General features: G+C 53.9%; 15 protein-coding genes. 4 read left to right on the plus strand and 11 right to left on the minus strand.

The window, feature by feature from the left end; all coding sequences use genetic code 11:
* The 4 genes from AUC60_RS22780 to AUC60_RS22795 form a co-directional block, all read right to left on the minus strand.
* On the minus strand, positions 1-2,604 hold the full coding sequence (locus AUC60_RS22780; protein ID WP_087273090.1) for a hypothetical protein: 2,604 nt from the start codon (positions 2,602-2,604) through the stop codon (positions 1-3).
* Positions 2,605-2,725: 121 nt separating this feature from the next.
* Positions 2,726-6,385 (minus strand): autotransporter domain-containing protein, encoded by a 3,660-nt coding sequence (locus tag AUC60_RS22785; RefSeq protein ID WP_158099150.1) that lies wholly within the window; start codon positions 6,383-6,385, stop codon positions 2,726-2,728.
* Positions 6,386-6,817: 432 nt separating this feature from the next.
* Positions 6,818-7,822 carry an AraC family transcriptional regulator gene (locus tag AUC60_RS22790; RefSeq protein WP_087273096.1) on the minus strand — a complete coding sequence of 335 codons (1,005 nt, stop codon included), beginning with the start codon at positions 7,820-7,822 and terminating at the stop codon, positions 6,818-6,820.
* 318 nt (positions 7,823-8,140) lie between these two features.
* Complete coding sequence (locus AUC60_RS22795; RefSeq protein WP_087273099.1) at positions 8,141-10,543, minus strand: TonB-dependent receptor; 2,403 nt, start codon at positions 10,541-10,543, stop codon at positions 8,141-8,143.
* Positions 10,544-11,213: 670 nt separating this feature from the next.
* On the opposite strand from AUC60_RS22795, the gene AUC60_RS22800 reads away from it, so the two are divergent.
* Both AUC60_RS22800 and AUC60_RS22805 read left to right on the plus strand, forming a co-directional pair.
* A complete protein-coding gene (locus tag AUC60_RS22800; protein WP_087273102.1) occupies positions 11,214-12,818 on the plus strand; it encodes a response regulator in 1,605 nt (534 codons plus the stop codon).
* Entirely contained in the window at positions 12,815-13,507 is a 693-nt protein-coding gene (locus tag AUC60_RS22805) for a sensor histidine kinase (RefSeq protein WP_087273104.1), read from the plus strand. The genes AUC60_RS22800 and AUC60_RS22805 overlap by 4 nt, the downstream gene beginning before the upstream one ends.
* A gap of 420 nt (positions 13,508-13,927) precedes the next feature.
* On the opposite strand, the gene AUC60_RS22810 is transcribed toward AUC60_RS22805, so the two are convergent.
* The 4 genes from AUC60_RS22810 to vioA all read right to left on the minus strand — a co-directional run bounded on the left by AUC60_RS22810 (position 13,928) and on the right by vioA (position 20,618).
* Positions 13,928-14,518 (minus strand): acyltransferase, encoded by a 591-nt coding sequence (locus AUC60_RS22810; RefSeq protein ID WP_087273107.1) that lies wholly within the window; start codon positions 14,516-14,518, stop codon positions 13,928-13,930.
* A gap of 658 nt (positions 14,519-15,176) precedes the next feature.
* Positions 15,177-18,698 (minus strand): glycosyltransferase, encoded by a 3,522-nt coding sequence (locus AUC60_RS22820; RefSeq protein WP_087273113.1) that lies wholly within the window; start codon positions 18,696-18,698, stop codon positions 15,177-15,179.
* Positions 18,699-18,774: 76 nt separating this feature from the next.
* Positions 18,775-19,500 carry a methyltransferase domain-containing protein gene (locus tag AUC60_RS22825; protein WP_087273116.1) on the minus strand — a complete coding sequence of 242 codons (726 nt, stop codon included), beginning with the start codon at positions 19,498-19,500 and terminating at the stop codon, positions 18,775-18,777.
* Positions 19,500-20,618 (minus strand): dTDP-4-amino-4,6-dideoxy-D-glucose aminotransferase VioA, encoded by a 1,119-nt coding sequence (vioA, locus tag AUC60_RS22830; protein ID WP_087273119.1) that lies wholly within the window; start codon positions 20,616-20,618, stop codon positions 19,500-19,502. The genes AUC60_RS22825 and vioA overlap by 1 nt, the downstream gene beginning before the upstream one ends.
* 376 nt (positions 20,619-20,994) lie before the next feature.
* On the opposite strand from vioA, the gene AUC60_RS22835 reads away from it, so the two are divergent.
* The gene (locus tag AUC60_RS22835; protein ID WP_167384391.1) at positions 20,995-22,236 is read left to right on the plus strand and encodes a glutamine synthetase family protein; all 1,242 of its coding nucleotides are present in this window, start codon (positions 20,995-20,997) and stop codon (positions 22,234-22,236) included.
* A gap of 54 nt (positions 22,237-22,290) precedes the next feature.
* On the plus strand, positions 22,291-23,661 hold the full coding sequence (locus AUC60_RS22840) for an MFS transporter (protein WP_087273125.1): 1,371 nt from the start codon (positions 22,291-22,293) through the stop codon (positions 23,659-23,661).
* 245 nt (positions 23,662-23,906) lie between these two features.
* Here AUC60_RS22840 and AUC60_RS22845 read toward each other — a convergent pair whose 3' ends face one another.
* From AUC60_RS22845 to flgM, 3 genes are all read right to left on the minus strand, one after another.
* The gene (locus tag AUC60_RS22845; RefSeq protein WP_087273232.1) at positions 23,907-24,653 is read right to left on the minus strand and encodes a flagellar brake protein; all 747 of its coding nucleotides are present in this window, start codon (positions 24,651-24,653) and stop codon (positions 23,907-23,909) included.
* An 82-nt stretch (positions 24,654-24,735) separates the two neighbouring features.
* Positions 24,736-25,200 carry a flagella synthesis protein FlgN gene (locus AUC60_RS22850; protein ID WP_087273128.1) on the minus strand — a complete coding sequence of 155 codons (465 nt, stop codon included), beginning with the start codon at positions 25,198-25,200 and terminating at the stop codon, positions 24,736-24,738.
* Between the two features lie 49 nt (positions 25,201-25,249).
* Positions 25,250-25,567 (minus strand): flagellar biosynthesis anti-sigma factor FlgM, encoded by a 318-nt coding sequence (gene flgM / locus AUC60_RS22855; RefSeq protein ID WP_087273131.1) that lies wholly within the window; start codon positions 25,565-25,567, stop codon positions 25,250-25,252.
* Positions 25,568-25,615: the final 48 nt, after the last annotated feature.

The following is a 25,615-nucleotide window of genomic DNA, read 5'->3' on the forward strand; positions in this document are numbered from 1 at the left end:
TTATACGTTGGCTAAGTTAAGCGTTTTCTGTGTTGATCTTTTTTTTGCTGTTGATATTTTGGTTGAATATTTTGTATGGGTTGTTTTTTTTATCTTTGCTATGGTCTTTTTCCCAATTTTTTGGTTTTCAGTCCCATCGGTCTTGGGAGGGCGATTACCTCCCGCATCCATGTCGGTTTCTTCAGGTACAAAGTCAGACTCTTCGATGTCTTCGTATTCGTTGAGTTCATTCAGATCTTCTTTGAGAGCAGTACTAATGAGCCAGCGTGTAAGTCGATATTCATTGACATCAAACTCGTCACGCATAGCATCGACCACGTAGTCGATTTTTCGGACTCCGTTAACGAAAATGCGGTACCTGATAAAAGCAGCGGCAGGAGGGTGTAGATAGTATTTGCTGCTGATATCGTCAAACACGCTTCTTAGCGCATTTTTAAGTTTTACGTTGTTGTCTTCTTGTTGATGTGAGTAATAACCAACTAAATTTTTAGCTGTGAAATCTGTTTTTCCTCGACTTTGCAGCTCTCTCCAGATGGCGTAGATAAATTTCTCTCGATCGTTGTTTGTGTTCGGTAGAGGTTCACCGTACATTATTAATTTGTATAGGTTTTCGGGGGAGATTGAATCGCCTTGCGTCGTTGTTCCATCATCTTTCTCTTCCTCCATAGGGCCGTTTTCAGCATTTTCTATTTCAACTGCAGGGGAGGGGGGCGCACCAGTGTTCAGCAGAGGATGTTCTTGGAGGTAGTTATAGAGTTCCCCTGCGGGGAACGACCTTACCCATAGTTCGTTTGGTACGAGGTAAGCAGTGATTTTCAACCCTATCGAATTGTAGTATTTACTCGCACGGATAGCGCTTTCAATGGCGCACTGCTCGGTATTGGCATGATAGCTGCCGGCGACCAGGTTTTTGGCGCTGTTGTTTCCCAAGCTGTCTTTATGAGCAATGAGATGGCACCACTCTTGGTCGGCCCTTGGCCATTCGGGGAGATCTTTCGGCACCGTTCTGAGGCACTCAGTTTTATACGCCTTATAGAAGTGTTTCGCTTCTGGAATAGAATAGGCGTGTCTAATCATATCCGTAGCACTTAGTTCCTTCAGGTGACCCCTTTGTTCCTTCAGGTGATCCCCTAGTTCGAAAAGGCTCTCACGGATGATTTTGCTGAGATTTACACTTTCTCGAGCCCTGTCCAGATATTCAAGGGCGACTTCACGTTTCTGGGTGTGTCTGTCTATTGGTTTTTGCCGGGCAATGTGAGCATGTGCTTTGTTTAAAAAAGCTCGCACGCCGATAGCGTCATCTTTGTAATTATGACTTGGAAAAGATGGCAAGGGATTCTGCTTTGGTTTGTTTCTTCTATCTGCTGAAACGGCATTTTTTGCGTAATAAATGAGCGTGTAGAGTTCGTCGTTCTGCTTGCCAGTTTTGTAGCGTTTAATTCGCGTCGAGTCGGTCAGGAAATATGTAAGGTTTAGTTTTGTTTTGAGGCGGGTGAGAATGTCTGCTCGATCATTGGCCGCTCTATTTGGAAAAGTGGTGTGGCCTATGTAAGTATCAAGATCGCGGATTGTTTCGTCATCGAGTAGACAGAAATTTTCTCTGCTTATTTTCAAGTCCTTCGGAAGATCATCGAAATTTCGCGAAAAAAATCGATAATCGACATCCTCTAAAGGATCAGCCCTGCCGATAAGATTAAAACCTCCACCTTTGTTCATAACGGCAGCGGGCATCAAGAAGTGCTCGACGGAGTTGTTTTTTAAACGTAAAACTTCTAAAAAAGTGGGACCATTGTCACTGGATATTATAGAGGGGCGGGAGGCATGTTTGATGGGGTCGTGATTTTGGCGAAATCTTGGCTCGTAAGTCAGAAAGTTATTAAGGAATAGTCTGAATGGCCTTGCGTCTTGTTCTTCGTTGTCCGATATATTATTTACACTATAATCTGATTTCAGCTGAATTTTGTTGTCCTTGACAGCAAACAGTATCGGGCAATTTCCAATGTTTAGTTTAAGAACGTCATTTTTTTGGATGCCTCTAATGTTTTCACGATTAAAAATATCAAAAACCTTAAAGCCAGAGCCGTTAAGCCCCACTAGACCGTAGAATGGAATGTGTACAATGTCATCAGCGTTAAATGAAGGCGGATTGTTTGCACTTATCTGATTGATAAGGTCATTGCGACAGGTTTCGATGCTGGCTTTATAATGATCGTCAATTTCTTTTGCTATTTTCGCAAAGATTGTCAGCAAATCGCCTTTGTTGCGCTTGGCGGGGAATGTTAATGTTACAGGTATATAGAAGTACGAAAAGTCACTGGTGCAGTATGCTCTTGTCGTATTGTCGGGCTTTTTAGCGAGTATCCAGGTGCCGAGCGGGTCGCTGCAGTTGATTTTCAGTGATGTCAATTTTGAATTCAGGTCATGTGTATCCCCAGTGGCTTTTAGTCTGCAATTTTTGTACAGAGCTGATATGTCGCTTGTCCATAAAAAATCATGATCAAGGACCTTGTCTTCTTTCTCGCTTTCACAAAGTATAGGTTTGTCTACTTCCTTATCGAGCACGCGCCTCAGACAATCTATAATGGTTTTAGCCTCGTACTCCATGGCACCTCCTGGTTATCTTTATTTAGTAATCGCCACACTCTATTTTCTGCGTTCCTGTCTGCGATTCTCTGGCTAAATCTTTCACTCCTGGTCAAATCTTTTAAGCAGCGAATCGTCATCTTTAGAATCGACTGCCCAGCCTGAGCATCAGCGCATGAGATCTGGAGTCGTCTCCCATCCCGTAAGAGCCTTGATAGGTAAAGCCAGTCGTTACGCCACCGGGCAGGGCGAAATCAGCTCCCAGTGCAACGGTCATCAGGTTCTCGCTTTGCCCCTGAGTAGAAACGCCGTAGGTGGAGTCACTGATGTCGACGTAACCCATTCTTGCCGTACTGTCACCGCTGAAGGTGTGGCTGTATTCGATGCGACCGCGCAAGGTCACTTCGGCCGGCTTCAGCGACAGACCATATTGCCCCCGCAGACCACCGCTTCCGGACATGACGTTCATTCGTTGTTCGGCGTATGCCAGGTTAAATGCGCCGCTGCCGGACTCGCGGAAACCATCGAGTTTTGTCGACGAAACATCGACACGTCCATAGGGAGCGACGCGCCAGGCTTCCTCTCTGAACTCATAACCCGAACTGAGCGAGCCGAACAACTGATTGCCGTCACGCGAGCCCTTGGCGTATCCGCCGTTATCGGTGACGTAGCGGCGGCTGTCGAACGACAGGTTGCTGTAGCCGAGCAAACCGTCGATGAATACGCCTCCCGGGTGAAAACTGCCGTACAGGGCGCCACTGAAGGACTCGCCCTTGCTGTGGCTGCCTTCGGAGCCGATATCGCTGGAGTCCCTGCCATAGCCAAAGCCGATGCCGGCCGTGAACGTGTCGAAGAAGCGATAATCGACACCGGCACTGATGCCGACCATGGTGCTATCGAGTTTGACGTCGTCACGGCGGGCATCGCTGACGTTGACGTAGCCACCGCTCCAGAGCGACAGATTATCGTCTCCCAGCCAGCCGGAGTTTGAGCCAGGTGCTGCGGATAATTGCGGGGAGGCTGAACGATCGGGACCACCGAGTGACGACAGTGCCTGATACATGTCCGAAGCACTGGTGTTACCGATGCGCGATTGGCGTGATTGCGGCAAACCGAGTTGCAGGTTGAAGTTGCTGCCGCGGCGGTGCTCATTATCGTGCAGTTGTTCAAGGCGATCATTGAAGTTGTCGATCTGCGCGCGAGCAAAACGTCCGGCACTTTGTGCCTGGGCGCTGAGCATACCGACCACTTCTTGGTCTTTGCCGGGATCAGAACGCCCCGTGATCTGGAGCGTAAGGGTAATGGGTTGCGAGGCGCCCCAGCGATTGCTCAAGGTATAGCGGATGATTGCTGCACCCGAAGCTTCTGCGGCTGCCACGAACGTCAGACTCGTGCCGCTAAGAGTAGTTTGCCCGATGGATTTGGAAGGTATATCCAGCAACGTCGCACCAGTGAAAGGCCCTGAGCTGATGCCATCGGCCAGTTCCACGGTGACGGTCTGCCCAGCATTCAAAGAGGCGCTGCGATCGGCGCCGTTAGGCAGCGTGCCTGCGATGCTCAGGTTGTAGGTGACATTGAGCGTTGCACTGGAGGCGTCCGTGATTTGCACCGTAAAGGTAGCCGGCCCGGCATTCGAAGGTATACCGGAGATCGTTCCGGAGGAGGCGTCAATGTTCAGCCCCGACGGCAGACCGGTGGCATTGAAACGATATGGGCTGGTTCCACCACTCACGCTCAGCGCTTGTGCATAGCTCGCACCGACCGTTGCCGCCGGGAGCGAACCAGGGGCGGGGGACACGATGAGAGACGCGGCAGAAATTGTCACGTTGACCGTTGCTGCTGGCGAGGTGCCCGAGGCGTTGCTGGCGGTGTAGGTGAAGCTATCCGCACCGGAAAAGCCGGCTACAGGCGTATAGGTGATCGTCAAGCCACTGGCGACTGCAGTGCCGTGCGTCGGCGCCGAAGCGACGGCGACCGACGTGGCCGTCCCGCCCGCCAGTGACAGCGCAACGCTGGCGCTGCTGTTAGCTGCGATGGCTGCAGAAACCGGGTTCGCCACAGGTAGTGGCCCGCCAGCGATGTTCAGCCTGTAATTGGCATTGCCTACAGCGCCATGTTGATCGGTCACACTAACTGAAAGGTTGTAGGTGCCGGCGCTGACGGGCGTCCCGCTCAGGGTTCCATTGACGCTATCGAGGCTCAGCCCTGTGGGAACTCCGGTGCCAGCATATCTGTAGGGCGCGGATCCCCCGGATGTACTGAGTGACTGACTGTAGGTCATTCCGGCCTGGCCGCTGGGCAATGTACCGGCAGCTGGGGTCAGCACCAGTGTGGGGGCCGTCACGGTAAGGGAAACCGTAGCAGAGGAGGAGGTACCCGACGCATTGCTGGCTGTGTAAGTGAAAGAGTCTGTGCCTGAGTAACCTGTCATGGGTGTATAGGTAATAGAAGTGCCACTGGCGATCGCTGAACCGTGTAACGGGGCAGAGGCAACAGCGACCGAGCTGGCGCTCCCCCCAGACAGGGCAAGGATGACCGGAGTACTTGCGTTGGCAGCAACGGTGGCAGACACAGCACCTGCAACAGGCAACGCCCCTGCGGAAATATTGACCGAATAGGCGGTACTGCCCGTCGCACCATGATGGTCAGTAACGGTAATTGTGAAGTTATAACTGCCGACACTGGTGGGCGTTCCGTTCAACACGCCATTGGCTGAATCGAAATTCAACCCTGTCGGAACAGTGCCCGAACTCGCGTAGCTGTAAGGTGCAGTTCCGCCTGCTGCGCTGAACGATTGACTGTAGGAAGTGCCAATCTGGCCGCCAGGCAAGGACGATGGTGTTAATGCCAGCGTTGGCTGCGTCACGGTGATAGAAACTGTCGCGGGCGAAGAACTGCCCGTCGCGTTGTTCGCCGTGTAAGTAAAGCTGTCTGTGCCCGAGTAGCCTGCGGTCGGTGTGTAAGTCATGGACGTGCCGTTAGCCGTAGCGACGCCATGCAAGGGGTTGGATGCGACGGCGACGGATGTTGCCGTTCCACCGGTCAGCGCGAGGGTAATCGGGTTGCCGGAACTGTTGGCGGCCACGGTTGCGGTGACATTGTTCGCATCTGGTGCAGCGAGCGCCCGGGTAACCGTGATGGTGTACAGCTGGGTAGTGCTGCCGTCCTGGGCGGTACCTGTCACGCTGATCGTGTTCTGGCCTGTAGTTAAAGTGATCGCTGGCGATGTGGCGCCCGAGGCGACGGTGATTCCGTTGACCGTGATCGTGGCGTTGCTGTCGCTGGCAGTCGGCGTAAAAGTGATCGACGATACGTTGCTGGCGACCGCCACACTGTAGCTGCTGGTGCCCGATGAAAATGAAGGCGAAAACGTGCCGGATGACGCGATCAAGTTCGACAGAGTGGCATCACTGGAGACTGCTGCACCGCAGTTGATGGTTACTGTGCTCAGATAGGTGCCGACCTTGGTGCTAATGAACAAGCCATTGGTCAGATTCGCAGCCGAGGCGCTGCCAGCGTGGCTGCCCGCGCTGCCGGTGTTGCTGCGGTAATCGAAATAAGGCGTGAACGTGGTCGGATTGCGCATGATCACGCTATCGGCAGACGACGGATTGTTGTTACCTACGTTGCCGCCGTTATCGCTGAACGTCACCGAGACACTTTCACCTGCGGCAAAGGATCCAGCAGCAAAGGAGCGGGAAAAGGAGCCCGAGCCACTCAATCCATTGAGCGTCGCACAGCTCGCAGACAGTGCATGGGCTGTAGATGTGTCGAACAGCAGGCTGCTGATCGTCAGCGTCATAAACACCAAATACCTGGAAAACCTGGATGAAATGGATCGCGTATTTAGTGCAGTTGTTTCACAGGTAAGCTTTCGTGCTCGGTACATTCAGAGAAACCTGATTTGAAGCGAAGTGCTGTTCAACCGGGCACTTAAAACGCTGCCCGCTCTGGCCATTCATTGGTTATCGACTGCGCAGACTGAGTCTTTAAGGCGATGATTTTTTTTAGGCGGCGGACTTACGGTGGTTTCGGCTGGCGTAGGCAGGTCTTGAGTGAGATGGAGTGAAGTACCTGCCTCTGTTCTATCTATACGAGGTGCCCGATGTCTAGCCGCTACTCTTCATCCCCAAAAAGAGCTGTCCTAGATACAGGCGCGCAGGTGACACGTGGCTTAAACGCGGCCTTAGCCGTGGTCGACGATACGTACCCGTGAATGAAACCACGCCAACCCTCACAGCTGTTTGCTTGAGCGATAACTCCCAGGGGACATTCCGAACCATCTCTCACAGGCTTTGTTGAAGGCACTGGGGTGCTTGAAGCCTATGTTGTAAGAAACCTGTTTAAGGCTGAGTGTTGTATTCATCAGCAGTTGGTGACTGTGTTGTTTTTTAACGATGTCTACCAGTTTCTGAAAACTCTGTTCGTCTTTTTCCAGTGTCCTGATTAATTGGTGAGTGGACATCCCCAGCGTTTGAGCGATGTCTGCCATGCCGATTGGCTTTGCCTGATTGAGGTGTTGCAAGATCGCACGTTTGATTTTCACAACGGTGCTGTCGGTGGGTAGCTCGTCCTGGCGTCGCTTCAAGTAATTGTCGTGCAGTTGTTGCAGAGATGGATCGAAGGTGGCGACGGCAAAATCTGCGTCGCTTCTCTGAAAGGTCATCGCGTTTACGACGCAGGAAAACCTCAGGTCGGGGCCAAACAGTTGCTCCAGTTGTCGCGTATCCCGAGGTTTTTCATAGGTGAATTCGGCTCTGACCGGCCTGATCAGTACAGAAGGGGTTAGCCAATGCAGCAGGCCCAGGGTAATAGCGGCCACGGCGTCGACAAAGGCTCTGGGCAGAATATCGCTTTGCGTGTCGGCCGATAATCCGGCGATCCTGAGGGTGGTTGCACTGCTGTCCAGAAACATGCAGAAGCCAGTGCCGATCATGGAGTGATGTTCGACCATGCGTGTCATGGCGTCACCGAGTGTGGGGCTGGACATGATTGCGTAGCCCAGTACTCCAAGATGGCCCGGATGGGCTTTTTGATAAGCCAGCAATCCCAGGTCCTCATTACCACTCCGTAATTGTGTCTGGTCAAAAAAACGGCAGAGCTCGCTCATCGGTAGATGCGTAGCCGCACATGAAGCAGCTTCTTTTTCAAACTCTACTGCGATTGAGCGCATGCGCTCGTCGCCGGTGCATAGCGCGCTTGCCAAGGCACGGGCGAACGTGAGGGAAATACTCTGCATGTCTTTTCCATATCGTGTTTGTCGAACCCGTGTTGTTTTTATTGGATAAGGTGAAATTCGTTATCTGATGGGAAGGGAACCAGCAAAGTCACGGTATGGGATCACAGAGATGGCAGATGCGTGGATTGCGCCATGGCAGCGACGTGGTGATGACGCGGCCCGTCAGGCAAGTGAGTGGAAGACGATCTTTGCTGGCGCGATAGTCAACACACTGGCAGATCGAGGAAAACGGAGCTGGATGTGTGGGGGATAAGACGTGCGAGCAAAAAAGATCGATCTGCATGCGCCCGTCCTTGGGCGCTTGGCAGGATGGGTCGCTTAAAACCCGATAGTCGCCGAAACCAGATAAGTCCGTGGCGTAGACAGCGTCAAACCTGGCTCGCTGTCATCCGACGCCCCCGCTGAGCTCCAGAAGCGTTTGTCCATGACGTTTTCGATGTTGGCGCGCAGAGTCACGTCCTTGTCGTCGACCTTGAACGCGTAACGTGCGCCTACGTCAAACCGCTCCCAGGAATCGATTTCCTTGGTGTTGGCCTGGTTCAGATACTGTGAGCTGGAGTAAATGCCGCGGGTGGTCAGGGTCAGACCTTGAACCGTTGGCACGTCCCATTCAGCACCCAGATTAACGTTGTATTCGGGTGTTGCGGGGGCGCGTTTACCGTCGAAAGTACCGTTGAGGGTGTCAGTCAGTTCGCTGTCGATATACATCACACCGCCAAGCAGGCGGAAGCCCTTGAGCGGTTCGCCGAACATGGTCAATTCCACGCCATTGTTTTCGCGCTTGCCGTTTGGCCCGAAGACTCGAGTCGTCGCGTTAGTCTCGTAAGCCGGTTGTTTGATTCTGAAGGCGCTGGCGGTGAAGGCGAAGGTGCCCAGGTCATACTTGGCCCCGACCTCGACCTGACGACTGATGAAGGGTGGAAAAATCTCGTCTTCGTTGATCGAGGTGGACGGTGCGATCTTGCCTTGGCTCAGGCCTTCCATGTAGTTGGCATAGACCGACAATTGATCGGTCACCTTGTACAGAATGCCGCCCGACGGTGAGATCTTTTCCTCGTCGTAGGCCGTGTCACCTTTGACGTTGTTAGTCCAGTCATCGACTTTTACCCGCTGCCAGCGTGCGCCCAGCGTCAACAGCAAGCGGTCATCAAAGAAACCCAGCGTGTCGGACAAGGCCAGGCCGCTGTAGCGGTTCTCGGTATAGACCTTGTCGTCCTGGCGAGTGGGGTTGCTGGGTGTCGGCGTGTCGACTGGATCGAACAGATTGCTCGGTGACGCGGCATAGCGCGCGCCGCCATTTTCGAAATCCATGTAGAAGTAGCTGGCGGCCAGATTGACTTCATGGCTCACAGGACCGGTCTGGAACCAGTTGCGCACACCGGCAGTGGCCGTACGGACGTTTTCATCACGGGTGAAGTCGCGTGGCTGGACGCTGAAATCCCCGGCGTTATTAGTGATTGAAACAGCGTGGCGAAGGAAGTCGTGATTACTTTTACGGGCGCCTACGCCGCCATACACCATCACTGAATCGCTAACGTCATACTCGGCATTGACTGCTCCGAATGTATCTTTGGTACGCGCCTTGCTCCAGGCCTGAGCGTAATTGCGACGAACATCATTGGCGTTTGGCACGTTCGCGTTTGCACCGATTTGCACACGTTCCTGCGGCGCATCGGTGTCGCGTTCGGTGTGCCCGATATCTGTCGAGAGACGCAGGCGATCACCCCGAAAATCCAGGCCTAAAACGGCCATCTCACGGTCGACGCTCTGGTGGTCCCATTCGGTATCACCCGACTGTTTTACGCCGTTGAAGCGAATCCCGAATTTGTCTTCGTCGCCAAACCTGCGGCCAACATCCACCGCCGTTCCCAACTGATTGTTGGAGGCGTAACTGCCCGTGATCTCGGTGATGGGTTTTTCCGTGGCACGCTTGGGCACCACGTTGATGCCGCCACCGACGCTGCCTCGTGGTGAGATGCCATTAATCAACTGGCTCGGACCTTTAAGGATGTCGACCCGGTCGGCCATTTCCATGTCGATGGTGTAGGTCGGCAAAATGCCGTAGAGACCGTTATAGGAAACGTCGCTGTTGAACAGGCTCAAGCCACGAATGGTGAACTGTTCATAGCGCCCGCCTGCCGGGTTGGTGGCACGCACCGAAGGGTCGCTGGCAATCAGATCGCCCAAGGTTCTTGCCTGTTGATCCTTCACCGTTTTGCTGGTGTAGGTGGTCATGCTGAACGGCGTCTCCATGAAGTCCCGCGAACCCAGCAAACCTTGCGAACCATTGCGAGCGACCTGGCCACCGGCATAAGCCTGTTCACCTGTCGAGCCTGCGGTACCGAGAATCGAGGTGGGGGCCAGTTGCAGGCTGCTACCCTCCGGCGCGGGGATCAAGGTGTAAGACTGAGCGGCCACCGGAACCAGCTGCAGGCCAGACCCTTGCAGCAAGCGCGAGAAGCCTTCTTCCACCGCGAAGTCGCCAGACAACCCGGCGCTGTTACGACCGCTGACCAGTGCCGGATCCACGGACAGGTTGACGCCAGCCTGACCTGCAAAACGGTTCAGCGCAGCACTCAGGCTGCCTGCTGGTACCTCGTAGGTGCGACGGTCTGTGCCTTCGGCCCAGCTGGACGAGACGAAAAGCGGGCTGGAGCTCAAAGTCAGCAAAAGACTGAAATGCAGCAAGGGGCGCAAACGATAAGGCGACGCTGGGGGCATGGAAGTAAGCTCTCATATTTGTTCACTTACCTGTGATGACCGGTGAGACGAAAAAAGGGGACAGGGTTTATGCAAATTTTTTCGAAGGAGCTTTTTTGAGGGGCAGCTTTTTGTTGGTGGGACCACGGTGTCCCTCGCTCAGCGCTACCGCACAGCGAATACTTGGGCCTGTAGGAGCTGCCGAAGGCTGCGATGGCGTGTGTCAAGAAAATTGCATCGTAGCCTGCGGCAGCTCTAACAGAAAATCAGTGGCCTGCATGGCGTTTTTAAAGGGCTATCGCCTGGTGTTCTCGGTACAGCGCTGGCACGCAGACAATTGACCTGTGTGAGATTCAGGGATCAGGGCCCTGCATGATTTCATCTGCCCCCGTCAGGAATATCCATCAAACATCATCCGCAGTCATTATTCTGACTCCAGAAAACTGGCACGTTGCCGATAAACTCCCTATCGGCGATAACCCGCTATATTTCACGCGACGTTGATATGAGTGAAATGAGCAGGGGCTGCAAGGTGCCGGTCAGAGCCATGGAACAAGGCTTTGGTGTAGAATTTACGTGATGGCTTAGTGCTATTGGGTGGTTATTGCACGCCAAAAGTGGGCAGCGAAGCTGGACCCGTCTATATGTTTGCCTTTGGGCTCATCTTCTTTCTTCCCCGACAGGACCCCTGATGCTGGCGTACAACCAAAAGAGTTTTCTGATCGTCGACGACTTCTCCGACTTCCGCAGTTCGGTGCGCTCTATGCTGCGCGAACTGGGGGTGAGGGATGTGGACACCGCCGACACCGGAGAGCAGGCGCTGAAGATGTGTTCGCAAAAGCGCTACGATTTTGTCCTGCATGACTTCAATCTCGGTGACGGCAAGAAAAACGGCCAGCATGTACTCGAAGATCTGATGGTTGACCGGTTGCTGAGTCACGAAAGCGTGTTTGTCATGGTCACGGCCGAGAACAGCCAGGCGATGGTGATGAGCGCGCTGGAATGGGAACCGGATGCTTACCTGACCAAACCGTTCAACCGTGCAGGGCTGGCGCAACGTCTTGAAAAACTGGTGCAGCGCAAGGGCTTGCTCAAGCCAATCCTGCAAGCGCTCGACCGCGGCAAGCCTGCCGAAGTACTTGCCGCCTGTGTGGCGCTGACCAAACAGGACCCGCGTTATGCGCCGCTGTGCCTGCGCTATAAAGCCGATGCGCTGCGTGACCTGAAGCAATATGAGCCGCTTGAAGCGTTGCTCAAATCCATTCTTGCCGATCGCCCTGCGCCTTGGGCGTATGCCGCGCTCGGCAATTTGATGCTCAAGCGCAACAAGCACGCCGATGCGCAAGCGGTTTTCGATGCGGCAGTAAAAGCCTTTCCGGGCATGCCAATCCTTTACGACGGCCTTGCCGAAGCGCTGGTTGCGCGCGGCGATGTAGTCCGCGCACAAAAGGTGCTGGAAGACGCGGTGAAAATTTCGCCTCTGGCAGTGCGCCGGCAAACGCTGCTGGGCAAGCTGGCGCTGGATAACAACGATTTTGAAGGGGCTTCCAAGGCCTATCGTCAGGCGGTCAATCAAGGCCAGTTCTCTCGCTTCAAAAACCCTGAGACCAATCTTGGTTTTGCTCAGGCGTTGATTTCCCGGGGCGGCGATCAGGGGCTTGATGCGCGTACACGGGTAGAGATCAACCAGACGCTCAGTGAGGTTGCCAAAGAAAACGGTGCAGATCAGGGGCTGCAAGTCCGCACACGGCTGATGAAAGCTGCCAGCGTGAAGCATTCCGATCCAGAGATGGCCGCCAAGCTGACCGCAGATGCGGTGGGCCGGTTGCAGGACATGGAGCAATTTCTCAGTGCTGATGCCGCTTTGGCTGTCGCCTCCCAGTTGCAGAGCCTTGGTCAGGCCGAGGCAGGTGCAGATGTGTTGAAGAGCTGCGCCGAGATTTACGGTGATGATCCATCGGTGATGCAAAGCATCGCCAAGCAAACTGACGATCCGGCGATCCTCGGTGCCAACAAGGCCGCCATTGAACTCAATATTCAGGGCGTTCGCACCTACAAGGCTGGCAATCTTAACGAGGCTCAGGACCTGTTCCGTCGCGCATTGGCGCTGCAGGCCCAGAACATCAGTATTGCCTTGAACCTGGCGCAAGCATTACTTCACTCCATGGCATCGGCTCCCAATGCAGCCAAGCTGGAAGAGTGTCGCAGTTGCCTGAAAATGGTCGGCAAGATGCCCGAAAGCGATCCGCGTTTCGAGCGCTATCAAAAACTGCAGAGCAAGGCGTTTGGAGTATGAGCGACAACCAAGCAAGTATGGATTTCTCCATGGTGATTGCCTCGACTGTGCATGACATGAAGAACTCCCTGTCGACACTGAGCCAGTCCCATAACCGGTGGCTCGAACAGTTGACCGAGGAGCAGCGCGATACTCCCGAGCATGGCGTCATCGAGTACGAGTTTGCCCGGCTCAACGGCATGCTCGTGCAACTGCTTGGCCTCTACAAGCTGGGCGTCAATCAGCTGCCGCTGCGTCCTGATTACCACGAGATGGATGATTTCATCGAAAGCCAGTTGGCGCATCATCAGGAAGTGCTGAACAGTCGCGGTATCGTCGCCACCAGTGAAGTGGATGCGCTCATCCCGCTGGGTTTCTTTGATCGTGAGCTGATTGGCACAGTGGTGGGCAACATCCTGGTGAACGCTATTCGCCACGCGGACAAAACCATCGCCGTCAGCGTCAGAGAAGACGAGGGGCAGCTTTGCATCGTTATCAATGATGACGGCGAAGGCTATCCGGCCAGCATGATTGAAAAGCAGGCGGATTATGCATTGGGTATCAACCAGGTCAGCGGCAGCACGGGCCTGGGACTTTATTTCGCGGCACGCATTGCTGAGCAGCATCAGCGTAACGGCGTGCATGGACGTATTGAGCTGGCGAATGGTGGGCGTTTGGGCGGGGGCGTGTTTAGTATCTTCTTGCCTTGATGGGATAATGCAGACTTCCACTAGTCGCGGTTGCGGGGGATTTCAGCGCTCATCCTTTAACGCCTTAAGGTTCGTGTCTCGCCCATTGGCTGTGCGGCACATAATAGGGGCGCAATTTTATGTGCGGTAAGGGCTATGAGGAATGGTATTCACCCCGATGAACCCACGCTGAAACAGCTTGCACCTCGTTAAGCATGAGCGCGTCAAAAATTGTCAGAGCTGGCTGGCACGAGGGCAGCTGCCTTGCTCACAGGTGGGCACTAGTGCGGGGAATAGTATTGCCCGATTTTGAGCCCGCTCATCATGCGAAGCTGGCGTTGAGCGGATATTGGGTAGGTTAACTCTGCAAAGCCGTATGCTTTTTCTTGACGGATAATCATCCATTGCAGCGGCCCGTTAATAGTATTGGCCGCTTTAAAGTTAATGCATCTGAACTCTGAGTTCAGATTCTCTTTCTGCGATGAATTGTTGCTCCAGTTCCAGTAGATTTCGTTTTCGTTCTTTAATTCTCTTGGCGGGCACCCCAGAATAAATACCAAATTCTTTGCAGCTTTTGGAAACCAGGCTTAACGCTCCCACTGCTACGCCTTGTTCAAGAACAACCCCAGGGAGCACAACGCTTCCTGCGCCGATGATGACATGTCGGCCGATATTGACATCCGCGTTTTTTACTTTCCTAAAATCATCAGGAACTGTCGGATTAGTCATCGAGATACCGCTGTAGTCATCAGTGCTGCTATATATAGAAACCTTTGATGATAAGCCACTAAAATCACGCATGGTGATTTTTCCTGCACCTATCAGTAAACTAGAAACAGCGATATGAATATAATTCCCAAGTACTATTCCTTCTGCCCCGGCAGACAGTACGCAAAAATCATCGATACGAACATTGTCACCGATTATGATTTTGGCACAATTATAGTATGAGGCTTTATCTGAAAGTTGAGGGTTTTCTCCGACACTTGCGAAGCCCATTTTTTCGATTTGTGTTTTATTTAGAAAGCCCATATAAAATACCTTAACTTCACGTATAAAGTAATTAAATAATCAGTGCAAGATATCACATGCGAAAAGTGTATGCGAAGCGCTCTTGCCTCGAGGTCTGTAGGTTGGCGTTCCATCACAGCGAGGCTTGCCTGGGCGCCAGGTGACTCAAGACGTCGGTCGCCACCAGTTGATGCAATGGGGCAGCCACGCGCGCTTGAATGACCTGGATAGAGGGTTTGAAGTAAACGCGATATTTTGCCTGCGTAAGATGCCCTCCCAGAACGCTAGAATCAGTGTCCGTCAAATTCAAGTGCTTACACATCGTGTTTGGCTTCGGGAACAGGACGTTGTATTGCCAGGACGTATACATTTCGCTTTCAGCAATCACGGCCTTATTCCTCGCGCGCACTTGATAAACAGTCAACGTGGTTTGGCACCACGATTTCTGATGGGAAGGTAGGCGTTAATTCAAGAGTCAGCGGATTTGGCATGGAGGACATGGCTCAAGTTCGAGACTGATTTTCGTAAGTATCCCATTGCACAGGCCATTGAACGTGGCTTGATTTCTGCCACGAAAATGGCGCTATGGTAACTCAGGGTGTCTAAAGCAAAAAACTGGCCATATCCAGGCAGCACTGCTCATTTGAGCAAGCAGTGCCAGCTGGTTTCCTGCTCGGCTTTATTGGCTCCAGACATCTCTCCATTCAAGCGAAGCGTCGTTGTCAAGCATCCAGTTCTGGAGCACCTCATTTCTGAGCTTCTCACCGAAATGAGCACTGGCCTCTGGCTGGTCTAGATGTGACCTGATCGCTTCGATCCAGGCACCAGTCTGATTACTGACGAGGGTGACTCCCAGATTGTGATGGTAAAGCGTATCGCTGCAGATTATCGGATAACCGCAAACGCCGAATTGAAGCAGGGAAACCGGATCCTTGACCCGATTCGTGAGTGTGGGGTGAGCAGGCACGAGCACGAGATCCAGATCCAGCTCGGCTAATAGTCCCGGATAAAGTGATTCCTCGGGGGTTGCATGCACTTCGTGAATGTACGGCTCAATCCAGCGGGAGCAAGGGCCCATGATTATCCACTCGACGTCATCACCCAGCGCCTTGATAACGTCGGTCAAAATCTCCAGCTCCGATGCTTGTCGTGACGTACCTACCCATCCCACGCGAGGTTTTTTCTTCAATACGCGTTCATGTCTCAAGTGAAGCCAGGTGTGTGGGCAAAGCCGGGTTTCTATAACCTGAACGTGCTGGTGCAGACCTGTCAGCAGCTCGGCCATCCCTGCGGTTGGTACGGTAACTCTATCGGCGTTTGCCAAATGCTGATGCATCAGAACCTGAATTGCAGTAGGCGAACTTAGCTTGTTATCCGCGCCTTCCACCACATCCGGTAGTTCCGTTAGGTCATAGACTATCCGGGCGTTGGTATGCGCTTTGACAGTGCTCATCAGGTGAGCGTCTGCTTGACTTGCAGAGCCTTGTATCACCACAGTATCCGCACTCAATCGCGCCAGTTCGGGAAGGATCAGACGGGTGTGACTAATAATGCCATCAACTGTGCCTTGTTCGCGCAGGCTTGTCAGCGGGGCAGCGATACGGCGACCTGCGTCGCCACGATTGGCAGGGTTAATCAACACGACGGGCAAGGGACGATGAAGCAATCCCCGCCAACTCAGTTCACGATCTGCCTGGGGCGCAAAGGGTGTGCCCTGCAATGCCAGATTTCGGTTGTAGGCCGGGTCCCATGCAAGGTAATGCAGCCATCGGTGCTGTAGACCTAGTGCGGCGAACTCATGAGCTTGTGAGTCAGTAAAGACCTCGCTGTCCCTGCCAACGACAACGCAATGTGGTGTCCAGGCGATCAGGTGACCGCTGTCACGTACTTTCAGGCACAAATCAATATCGTAAAAGTGGTCCTGAAAAAGGTGCTCATCGAAGCCCTTTACATCGTCGAACAGTGAGCGCCGGATCATCAGGCAGTTGCCACTTACCGCACTGTAATTCTGGTCCACATCCAGGCGCTTGTTAAAACTCGTGGATGAAGCTGCCTCTTTCGAGGAAACGGCCGCTGCGGTTCCCTGGATGCCAAGAATGATTGCGCCGCTCTTCACGCTTCCATCCGTACCAAGCACCTTTGCGCCGGTAATGCCCACCTCGGGACGCTGTGCATGATTGAGCAAATTCTGGAGCCAGTCCTCTTGAATGATCAAGGTATCGCTACCCAGGATCAAAAGGTAATCACCCCGCGCTTGTTGGGCAGCAGCATTCAGGAGTGGAGAGTGGCGCAAGGTTTGGTCGTGCCAGAGAATCCGGATTTTTTCAGATTGCATGGCATCCACGGATTTCAGCCAATGAACGGTTTCCTCGTTCTGACTGTTGTTGTCCGCGATCAGAATTTCATAGTTCTGGTAAGTGCTCTTCTCCAGCAGGCTTTCGACGCAGGGCAACAACATCGCCACATCATTGTCGGAAATGATGATGATCGACACCAGCGGTTGATCATCGTGACCATAGTTGATTCGATAAACGCCGGGTTCACTGCTTTGAATCGAGCTGTTCGGGAATCCACGAGCCTTCAGGTGTCGCTGAAGCGTTTGAACCTGATCCGGGCTGTCGCGAGGTTCCTGGGCAGGTGCAATAACCAGCGGTTCGGATGAGTGGAGGAAGCCGCTAAAGTCTGGATGCTCGATCAAGCGCAGAATCAGATCGAGTTCTATTGCATCCGCGAACTGTGAGTCGAAGCCGCCAGTGGCCAGGACTGCGTCACGATTGAATAGCCAGTGACGGCCCATCGCTTGAGGGTGAGCCACCAGGTAGTCAAGGCTAAAGTCCGGGTGAAATACCAGGCTCGCTCCCCCGTTGCCATTCAGAGTGACTTCATCACAAAACACGGCACTGGCTTGTGGTGCGTCGATAATATTCATGACTGCGTTCAGCAGACCGCTGGTCGTGAAAGTAGTCCCCGCATCAGCCAGAATCCACCACTGATGGGGGGTGTCCTGCATAAGGCTGTTGATTACAGACGCTCGGGTCTGGAAGGTTGCGGGTAGCCACGGCAGTTGGGATTGAAGGGGTGTTTGGGCATCTTTATCGTAGTCGGCGACAATAAAGACTTTTACATTTTCCAGTATCGGCGCCTCAGAAGACAGGCTCTGTAAGGTCGTCAGAACGCTTTCCGCATTTTGATTGAAGTCGGAAACCACAATAGCGATCGCTGGCCCTCCGCTGTGCTCTTGAAGATATTCTCTAAGCAGCAGCTGCTCCGCTGGAGTGGGCTTACGCTTGCTCAGCCAGGCAGCGACCTGGTTATTACGGCGAATGGCTTCAGGCCTTCTATCGAAATGGGCCAGTAGGTCCAGTTCCTGAATTTCCTGACGGCGGGCGAGTGGCGCGATTCTCACTTTATTGTTCAGCCCATCCGGGCGTATCCAACCCAACTCTCTGGTCAGGCGGTAGTGGTTTGCATGTCCATCGCGCGACATTGAAGGATTGCTTCGTAGCATTTCACTGGTTTGCAGGTTTGAAACCCTGAAGTATGAAAGCGGGCGAGCGAGTAGTGCCAGGTTGCCGTGACGCAACAGCTTCAGATACAGCGCGACGTCGCCAAGCCCGACGATGACGATCTGCTTGAGTGACATGAGGTCCTGGCCAAATTCAAGCACGTCTGCTCGCCGGCACATCATCGAGCTCGGCTCGCCAATGAAATTAACAGGATTCTGCGCTAGAAAAGACACCAGATCCGGGCCGTTCAGGACGACGTTTTTCCCGAAGGGATTAAGGGTGTAAAGATTATCTGGCATCAGCTCGCCGTCTTCGTCGATTCGCTTGCGCGTCGCTGAGGCCAGTTTTATGTCGGGATGGTTATGTAGCGTATCGAAAAGCAGTCGCGTGCAGTCAGGAAGTAGAATGTCGTCGTCGTATAGAAACTTGATGTACTCGCCTCGTGCCTGCTGAACGCCAAACGCAATATTGTTCACTTCTCCCAGTGCAGTCGCATTTCTCAGATAGCGGATTGGCCAGCGGCTCTCAGGGCTGAGTCGGTCGACGATCTGTTTTATCGCATCATCAGGGCAGTCATCGCAGACCAGAATCTCAATCTCGTCATGGTTCTGGCGAAGTGCACTTTTAAGCGCAGCCTCGAAAAAGGTTGGTTTATAAGCCGGAATAACAATACTGACCAAACGTGAAGAGCTCATCGCGATACCAAGTTTGAAAAGGTGAGGAGAGACTGGCTGTCGAGGTGTGTTCGCACCGGCCGTCGAGACGTTCCGCTCAACATTTGCGGCCGATGTATAGAACTGACTGTTCTGTAATACCGTGCTGTTTAAACACACCTTCGCCGAAGGCTTGCGTGCCCAAGGCGTCTACCTGAAAACCACCCTTTTCCAGTCGGGCGATAAAATCGTGTTTTGTATACATGCGTACATGGTCATCCTGGCCAAAGCGTGCCCAGCGTTCATCAACGCTTTTTTCGTCCGGATCTTCATCAGTTTCAGTAGCGGTAAGCAGTATCGGAACCATCAGAATGGCTGAACCACCTTTAGCCAGAACACGGTGTAACTCCGAAATCGCTCGAGCATCGTCGCGAACATGTTCGAGCACATGGGAGCAAACGATGAAGTCAAAGGATTCATCGGCATAGATGTGCATGTCCATTATGTCCACGATGTCGTCGGCAAGCGGCGAGAATAGGTCCGCCGATCGGTACCGGGCATGGGGCAGGCTGCGCAAAAATGCGGACAATACCGGTGCCGGCGCGATGTCCAGAATGCGCAACGTTTGCCCGGCGGCAGGGTTGAGCAAGTGCATGGCGAACAGCGCATAAAGTCGGTCGCGATCAGACGCTGAACACTCCGGACAGCTGTATTGACCAACGTTGATAGTTTCAAAGTCTTCGGCTGAATAATGGACATTCAGACGATTGCCGACCTCTAGATAGTGTCTTGCCAGTGGGTAGAAGTTCGGGAAGCGGTTTGAGCAGACGGGGCACGTTCGCATTATTTATTCTCGTTACTGGCGGAGACGAGCACGGCGATGATGCTCTCGAAGGCGTCATCAGTGAGGCTGTCATAAATGGGCAGGCACAAGATCTGGCTGGAGATGGTCGTTGCAATGGGCAGCCGTCCCGGCCTGGCGGATTCAAGGCCTCGGTACATCGGGAATTCAGAGATCAGCGGATAGAAATAGCGGCGAACCAGAATGTCCTGATCGCGGAATAGCTGATACAGCGCATCGCGGCTCAGTGGAAAGTCTGGTTTGATCAGGACGGGAAAATAGGAATAGTTGTGCTGATCCTGGGTTTCCCAAACCACTTCAACATGTGGAATCGCTGCCAGTGCTTCTCGATAAAGTGTGTCGATGCGTTTGCGCTTGGCCAGTGCGTCATCAATGTACTTGAGCTGCAACAAGCCAAAGGCCGCATTGACCTCACTCATCTTGCCGTTGATGCCAGGCGCAACGACGGTGACTTCATCGGCAAAGCCAAAGTTTTTCAGATAGTCGATGCGCTGTTTGGTTTTGGCGTCGTGAGAAACGATAGCGCCGCCCTCGAAGGTATTGAATACCTTCGTCGCATGGAAACTCAGGATGGCAAGATCGCCATGTCGTAAAAGACTCTGGCCCTGATGACGCACACCGAAGGCATGGGCGGCGTCGTAAATGACTTTCAGGCCGTAGCGGTCGGCAATTTGTTGAATACGTTCGACATCGCAAGGGATGCCATAGCAATGCACGGGCATGATCGCAGTAGTGGCCGGGGTAATGGCCTCCTCAATGCGATCAGGGTCCAGGTTATAGGTGTTGGGGTCGATATCAACGAACACCGGCTTCAGGTCGTTCCACAATAAAGAGTGCGCAGTGGCTACGAACGAGTAGGGCGTTGTGATCACCTCTCCCGTGATGCGCAACGCCTGCAGCGCCGTGAGCAAAGCCAGGGTGCCGTTGGAAAATAGCGACAGGTGTTCTACGCCCAGATACTGCGCCAGTTCTTGCTCAAGCTGCTGGTGAAAGGGGCCGCCATTGGTGAGTTGATTGCTGTCCCAGATTTGCTGCAGATAGGGCATGAACTCCTCTAGGGGAGGCAGCAGAGGACGGGTAACCGGAATCGTTTTACTCATGGGCAAATCTCTAATTATGTGGACCTTGCGGTCTCGGCAGTGCAGCGATCGAATCTTCCGGCCCTGCTCTTTGACATAAAAATGGCAGCCAAAGAATCCAGGTTGAACAAAGCAAAAAATCGGCCAATATTGGGGTGTGGTTGGGGAGTGGTTGTGCAAATGTCGGACGCTGACTGGATCGGTCAGATTTTTTCATCCGATGCTTGAAATCCTGAACAGCCGATGCGTATTTTGTACAGCTCGCCAGCAGGCGATCTGACGGTTCAAGGATTGACTGATGACAGGCTATGACGCCCATCTCGCGCAACAGCTGACGGGCATAGATGAAATCGAATGCGTCACTCCGGATTTGAATGGAGTGCCACGCGGCAAGGTTATGACTGCAGCAGGCTTCCTCGAAGGGCGCCGTTTGCAGATGGCGCGTGGGGTGCTGCTGCAATGCATCATGGGCGGCTACCCGCCGTCGCGTTTTTACGGGAGCGATGACGGTGACGTGGCAATGGTCCCCGATGCGCAACAGATTCATCGTTTGCCGTGGAGTGTCGAGCCCCGCGCGTTAGCGATCTGCGATACCGAGGAGCTAAGCGGCGGGGCGTGCAACCTGTCGACCCGCGCACAGCTCAAAGCGGTTATTGCCCGCTATACCGAGCGTGGACTGGCACCGGTGGTGGCGACCGAGCTGGAGTTTTTCGTCTTCGCGCCGAATCCTGATCCGGGCAAGCCATTTCAGCCTCCCAGCGGTCTCGATGGGCGTCGTGAAGACGGGCACTCGGCCTTCAGTGTCAGCTCCAACAACGGTTTACGGCCGTTCTTCAGCGAAGTCTATAAATGTATGGCGGCGCTGGGTTTGCCCCGCGACACCTTCATGCATGAAATGGGCGTCAGCCAGTTCGAGATCAATCTGCTCCACGGCGATCCGTTGCTGCTGGCCGACCAGACGTTTCTCTTCAAGCACCTGCTCAAGGAAGTTGCGCTCAAGCACGGTTTGATTGTGGTATGCATGGCCAAGCCATTGGCGCAAACGGCAGGCAGTTCGATGCATATCCACCAGAGCGTTGTTGATTGCGTGACAGGCGCGAACGTGTTCAGCGACGAGCACGGCGAACCGACCGCGCTGTTCCGGCATTTTATTGCCGGTCAGCAAGCTTGCATGGCTGACTTCACTGCGCTGTTTGCGCCAAATGTGAATTCGTATCAGCGCCTGTGCCATCCTTTTGCGTCGCCGAATAATGCCTGCTGGTCACATGACAACCGATCAGCAGGGTTGCGCATTCCCGCCAGTGAACCGGCGGCCAGACGCGTCGAGAACCGTTTGCCGGGTGCTGACGCCAATCCTTATCTGGCGATAGCCGCGAGTCTTGCGGCGGGGCTGCATGGCCTCGAGCAGCAACTGGAGCCGACGCCTGCGACTCAAGGAGATATCCATGTACCGGATGAATTGTCATTGCCATGTACCTTGCATGCCGCTCTGGAGCGTCTGAAACGCAGTCAGTTGGCCAAGGAACTGTTTGGCGTTGAGTTCATCGAAGGCTACATCGCATCGAAGACCCTGGAGCTGACCAGTTTCTTTGATGAAATCACCCCCTGGGAACGGCGCATTCTGGCTGCCCAGGCTTAAGAATCGTGTTTCAGGAGCTGTCCATTCTGACGGCTCCTAATTTTTGGAAAGTCGATGCGCCAAATCTGGAAGTCCTTTCAGGGTCTGTATTTCGCCTCCCTGATGATGTTGACCGGCTCCGGTCTTCTGAGTACGTACCTTGCCTTGCGATTGTCCGCCGATCAGGTTGACGGTCTGTGGATCGGTGCGTTGATGGCCGCCAACTATGTGGGCCTGGTGCTGGGTGGCAAGGTCGGTCACCGCCTGATCGGTCGTGTCGGGCACATTCGTGCCTATGCGACCTGTGCGGGGATTGTCGGCGCGGCCGTGTTGGGGCTGGGTCTGATTGACTGGCTGCCGGCGTGGCTGTTTCTGCGGATGATTGTCGGCCTCGGAATGATGTGCCAATACATGGTGGTCGAGAGCTGGCTGAACGAGCAGGCTGCTGCCAAGCAGCGCGGCATGGTGTTCAGCGGCTACATGATTGCTTCTTACCTGGGGTTGGTCCTGGGGCAGATGATCCTGGTCGTTCACCCAGGATTAGGGCCTGAGTTGTTGATGCTGGTCGCCATGTGCTTTGCCTTGTGTCTTGTGCCTGTGGCCATGACGCGCAGCATTCACCCGGCGCCACTGCATCCGGCTCCGCTGGAGCCGCGGTTTTTTATCAGCAGGGTGCCGCAATCGTTGACCACTGTGCTGGGCTCTGGACTGATTGTCGGCGCTTTCTACGGTTTGGCACCGCTGTATGCGGCGGAGCAGGGGCTGTCTACCGAGCATGTCGGTATGTTCATGGGTTTTTGCATCATGGCTGGCCTGTTAGTGCAGTGGCCGCTGGGCTTGCTGTCAGACCGCTATGATCGTGCGCAATTGATGCGGGCGTTTGCCGGGGTTCTGGCCTTGGCGGCGTTGCCACTGGCGTTGCTGCCAAGCATGCCGCTGGAAGTGTTGTTTGTAGTGGGCTTCGTAGTATCGCTGGTCCAGTTCAGCCTTTATCCGCTTGCCGTCGCTTTTGCCAATGACCACGTTGAGGGCGAGCGCCGTGTCTCGCTGACGGCCATGTTATTGATGACCTTCGGTATTGGCGCAAGTATCGGCCCGCTGGCCGCTGGTGCTCTGATGAAAACGTTCGGGGCCAACATGCTCTATGCGTTCGTGTGCCTGACGTCGCTGGCGTTGGTGCTTCTGATCAGGCCTAAAGCTGTGACTCACTTGCACCAGGTGGACGATGCGCCGCTTCATCACGTGGCGATGCCGGACAGCATGTCCAGTTCGCCGCTGGTGGTTGCGCTCGATCCGCGGGTTGACGAGCAGGTGGTTCAGGATCAGATGCAGACCACGGTTGAACCTGTGGTTGAGCCTGAGGTTGAAGTTGAACCGCCGGTTGAGCCCAGGGCGCAAGACGAGGCTGTGGTGGATGTGAAAGACGAAGAAATCAATCGGCCTTAGGATTGCCCTGCATCATCGCGATCGCGAGCAAGCTAGGCTCTTTTAACTGAATTGAAATATGTTTTCTGTAGGAGCGCACGAGCAACGCGAGGGCGCGATGGCGGTATACCTGACCCGCCGCCATCGCGGCCTCGCGTTGCTCGTGCGCTCCTACAGAGGCAAGCCTTGATCAATAGATTCGTATAAACAAAAAAAGGCGATTACGCTCACCGCGCAATCGCCTTTTTAGCAGCTTGAAATCGCTGTCAGAAGAAGTCGTCTTTGTCGAAGCGACGCGCTTCACGCTGCAGTTGGTATACGAAGCGTTCAACCTGGCGCTGCACCAATCCGCTCATATTGTGAAAGCGAATCCCGGCAAACGTAGTGTTGACCCTTTCTTCGAAATGCAGATAACGCAATTCAACGGGGGCAGTCATGGTGCCAAATGGCAACTGAGCGACAAAGCGCTCGTATACCTGACCCAATTGCATACGCTCTGAAACATCGCCTTCAAAACGAAGCTTGCAGCCAGTCGCCGAGATATCCAGCAATTTGCCGCTTAGCGGGAATTTGAGCCGATCACCGCCCATCTCGATGCTGACCAGTTGAGCCAGCTTCAGTGCCGCACGAAACGCATTGCGACGTTGATGGTAGATGACTTCCGTTGGCAGGGGGCCGCGGTAGAAGCGCTCGCCATTGACTTCGTGGATCGTCATCTGCTGAGTGCTTTCCCAGGCTATACGCACGCCATCGTGGAAGCCTTCGATGCGGTACGGTTCGCCATTGGCCAGGAATTTTTCGCCATCGCGCGGGATCATCTCATCGAGGGCGATGACATCGCTCTCGCGATCAACCTCGATCAGATAAGTTTGAAAGCGCTGTGTGCGCTCATGAAAAGTAATGATCAGAGGATCATGACTTTCAAGTAGCAGCCGCAGGTTGGCGGCAATTTCCAAAGGCGTATTCAGTACCTTCGGAGGCTGCGGAGCATCTTCCGCGCTTGAGCCATTCACTTTTTTCCATCTCCAGGCAAAATACGACAGCAACGCAATGGCAGGCATTTTGCCAGCATGCAGAGCGCCTTGATACAGAAAACTACGCTTGGCTTAACGGACGTGGTTTTGCACGCCCCGATGTCGATCCCCGGCTGTCATACAGCGTCGGCATATCGCCGGTCAGTATCCGTAATTGATGCGCAGTAGAGGCCTGCTGCATCTGGATTGAACTGCCGTTTTGAGTGTTCAGAAGCTGGCACTGACTGATCAGTGCACTCAACTCGTCTCCAGCCTTCATCAACTGCTCGCCCACAGACGAATTTTCGGCGAGTGTGCTGAGGCCCTGACGATCCTGACTTAATCCCAACCCGCTGAGAATCTGGCTGCGCTTGCGGCCATGTTGCTCGAGTAAAATCACCAATGCATGCTTTTTGGCAAGCACATGCTCCATTTCGACCATGTCGCGGCCGTGGAGGGCGAGAGATTCGGCCTGCAGAATTTCCAGCAATTGCTGGGCAGGAACCATGTCGTCGATCATCAGTTGGAGCAAAGTAGTGTCTTGCATCGCATGCTCTGGTTTTTAAGCGTCCAGAAGATCCAGCGCGAGCATGGGGCTAGCGCTGGGCTTCGAAATTAAGCAGCTTGCTGGCTACGCGCTTGCTGTCCACTTGATAGCTGCCATCGGCGATTGCCTGTTTCAACTCTGCCACGCGGGCGCTGTTGACGGTTGGCAGGTCGCCCAACTTATCAGTGATCTTTTGCAACTGTTGAGCCTCACTGCTCAGCTTTACGGATTCGCCGGTGCTGCTGGTTTTTTCTGATGCGGCGGTCGCAACCGTTGCATCTGTCTTGCCTGCTTCTTTGGCGCTACCGGTACGGGTTGCGCCGCTTACTGCTGTGCCGCCGTTAAGTCGGTTGAAGTCGATGACCATGATAGAAACTCCTCTGGTGTTTGGACGCTTGCCATGGTTTCGACCAAA

It is taken from the genome of Pseudomonas caspiana, from assembly GCF_002158995.1.
GTDB classification, from domain to species: domain Bacteria; phylum Pseudomonadota; class Gammaproteobacteria; order Pseudomonadales; family Pseudomonadaceae; genus Aquipseudomonas; species Aquipseudomonas caspiana.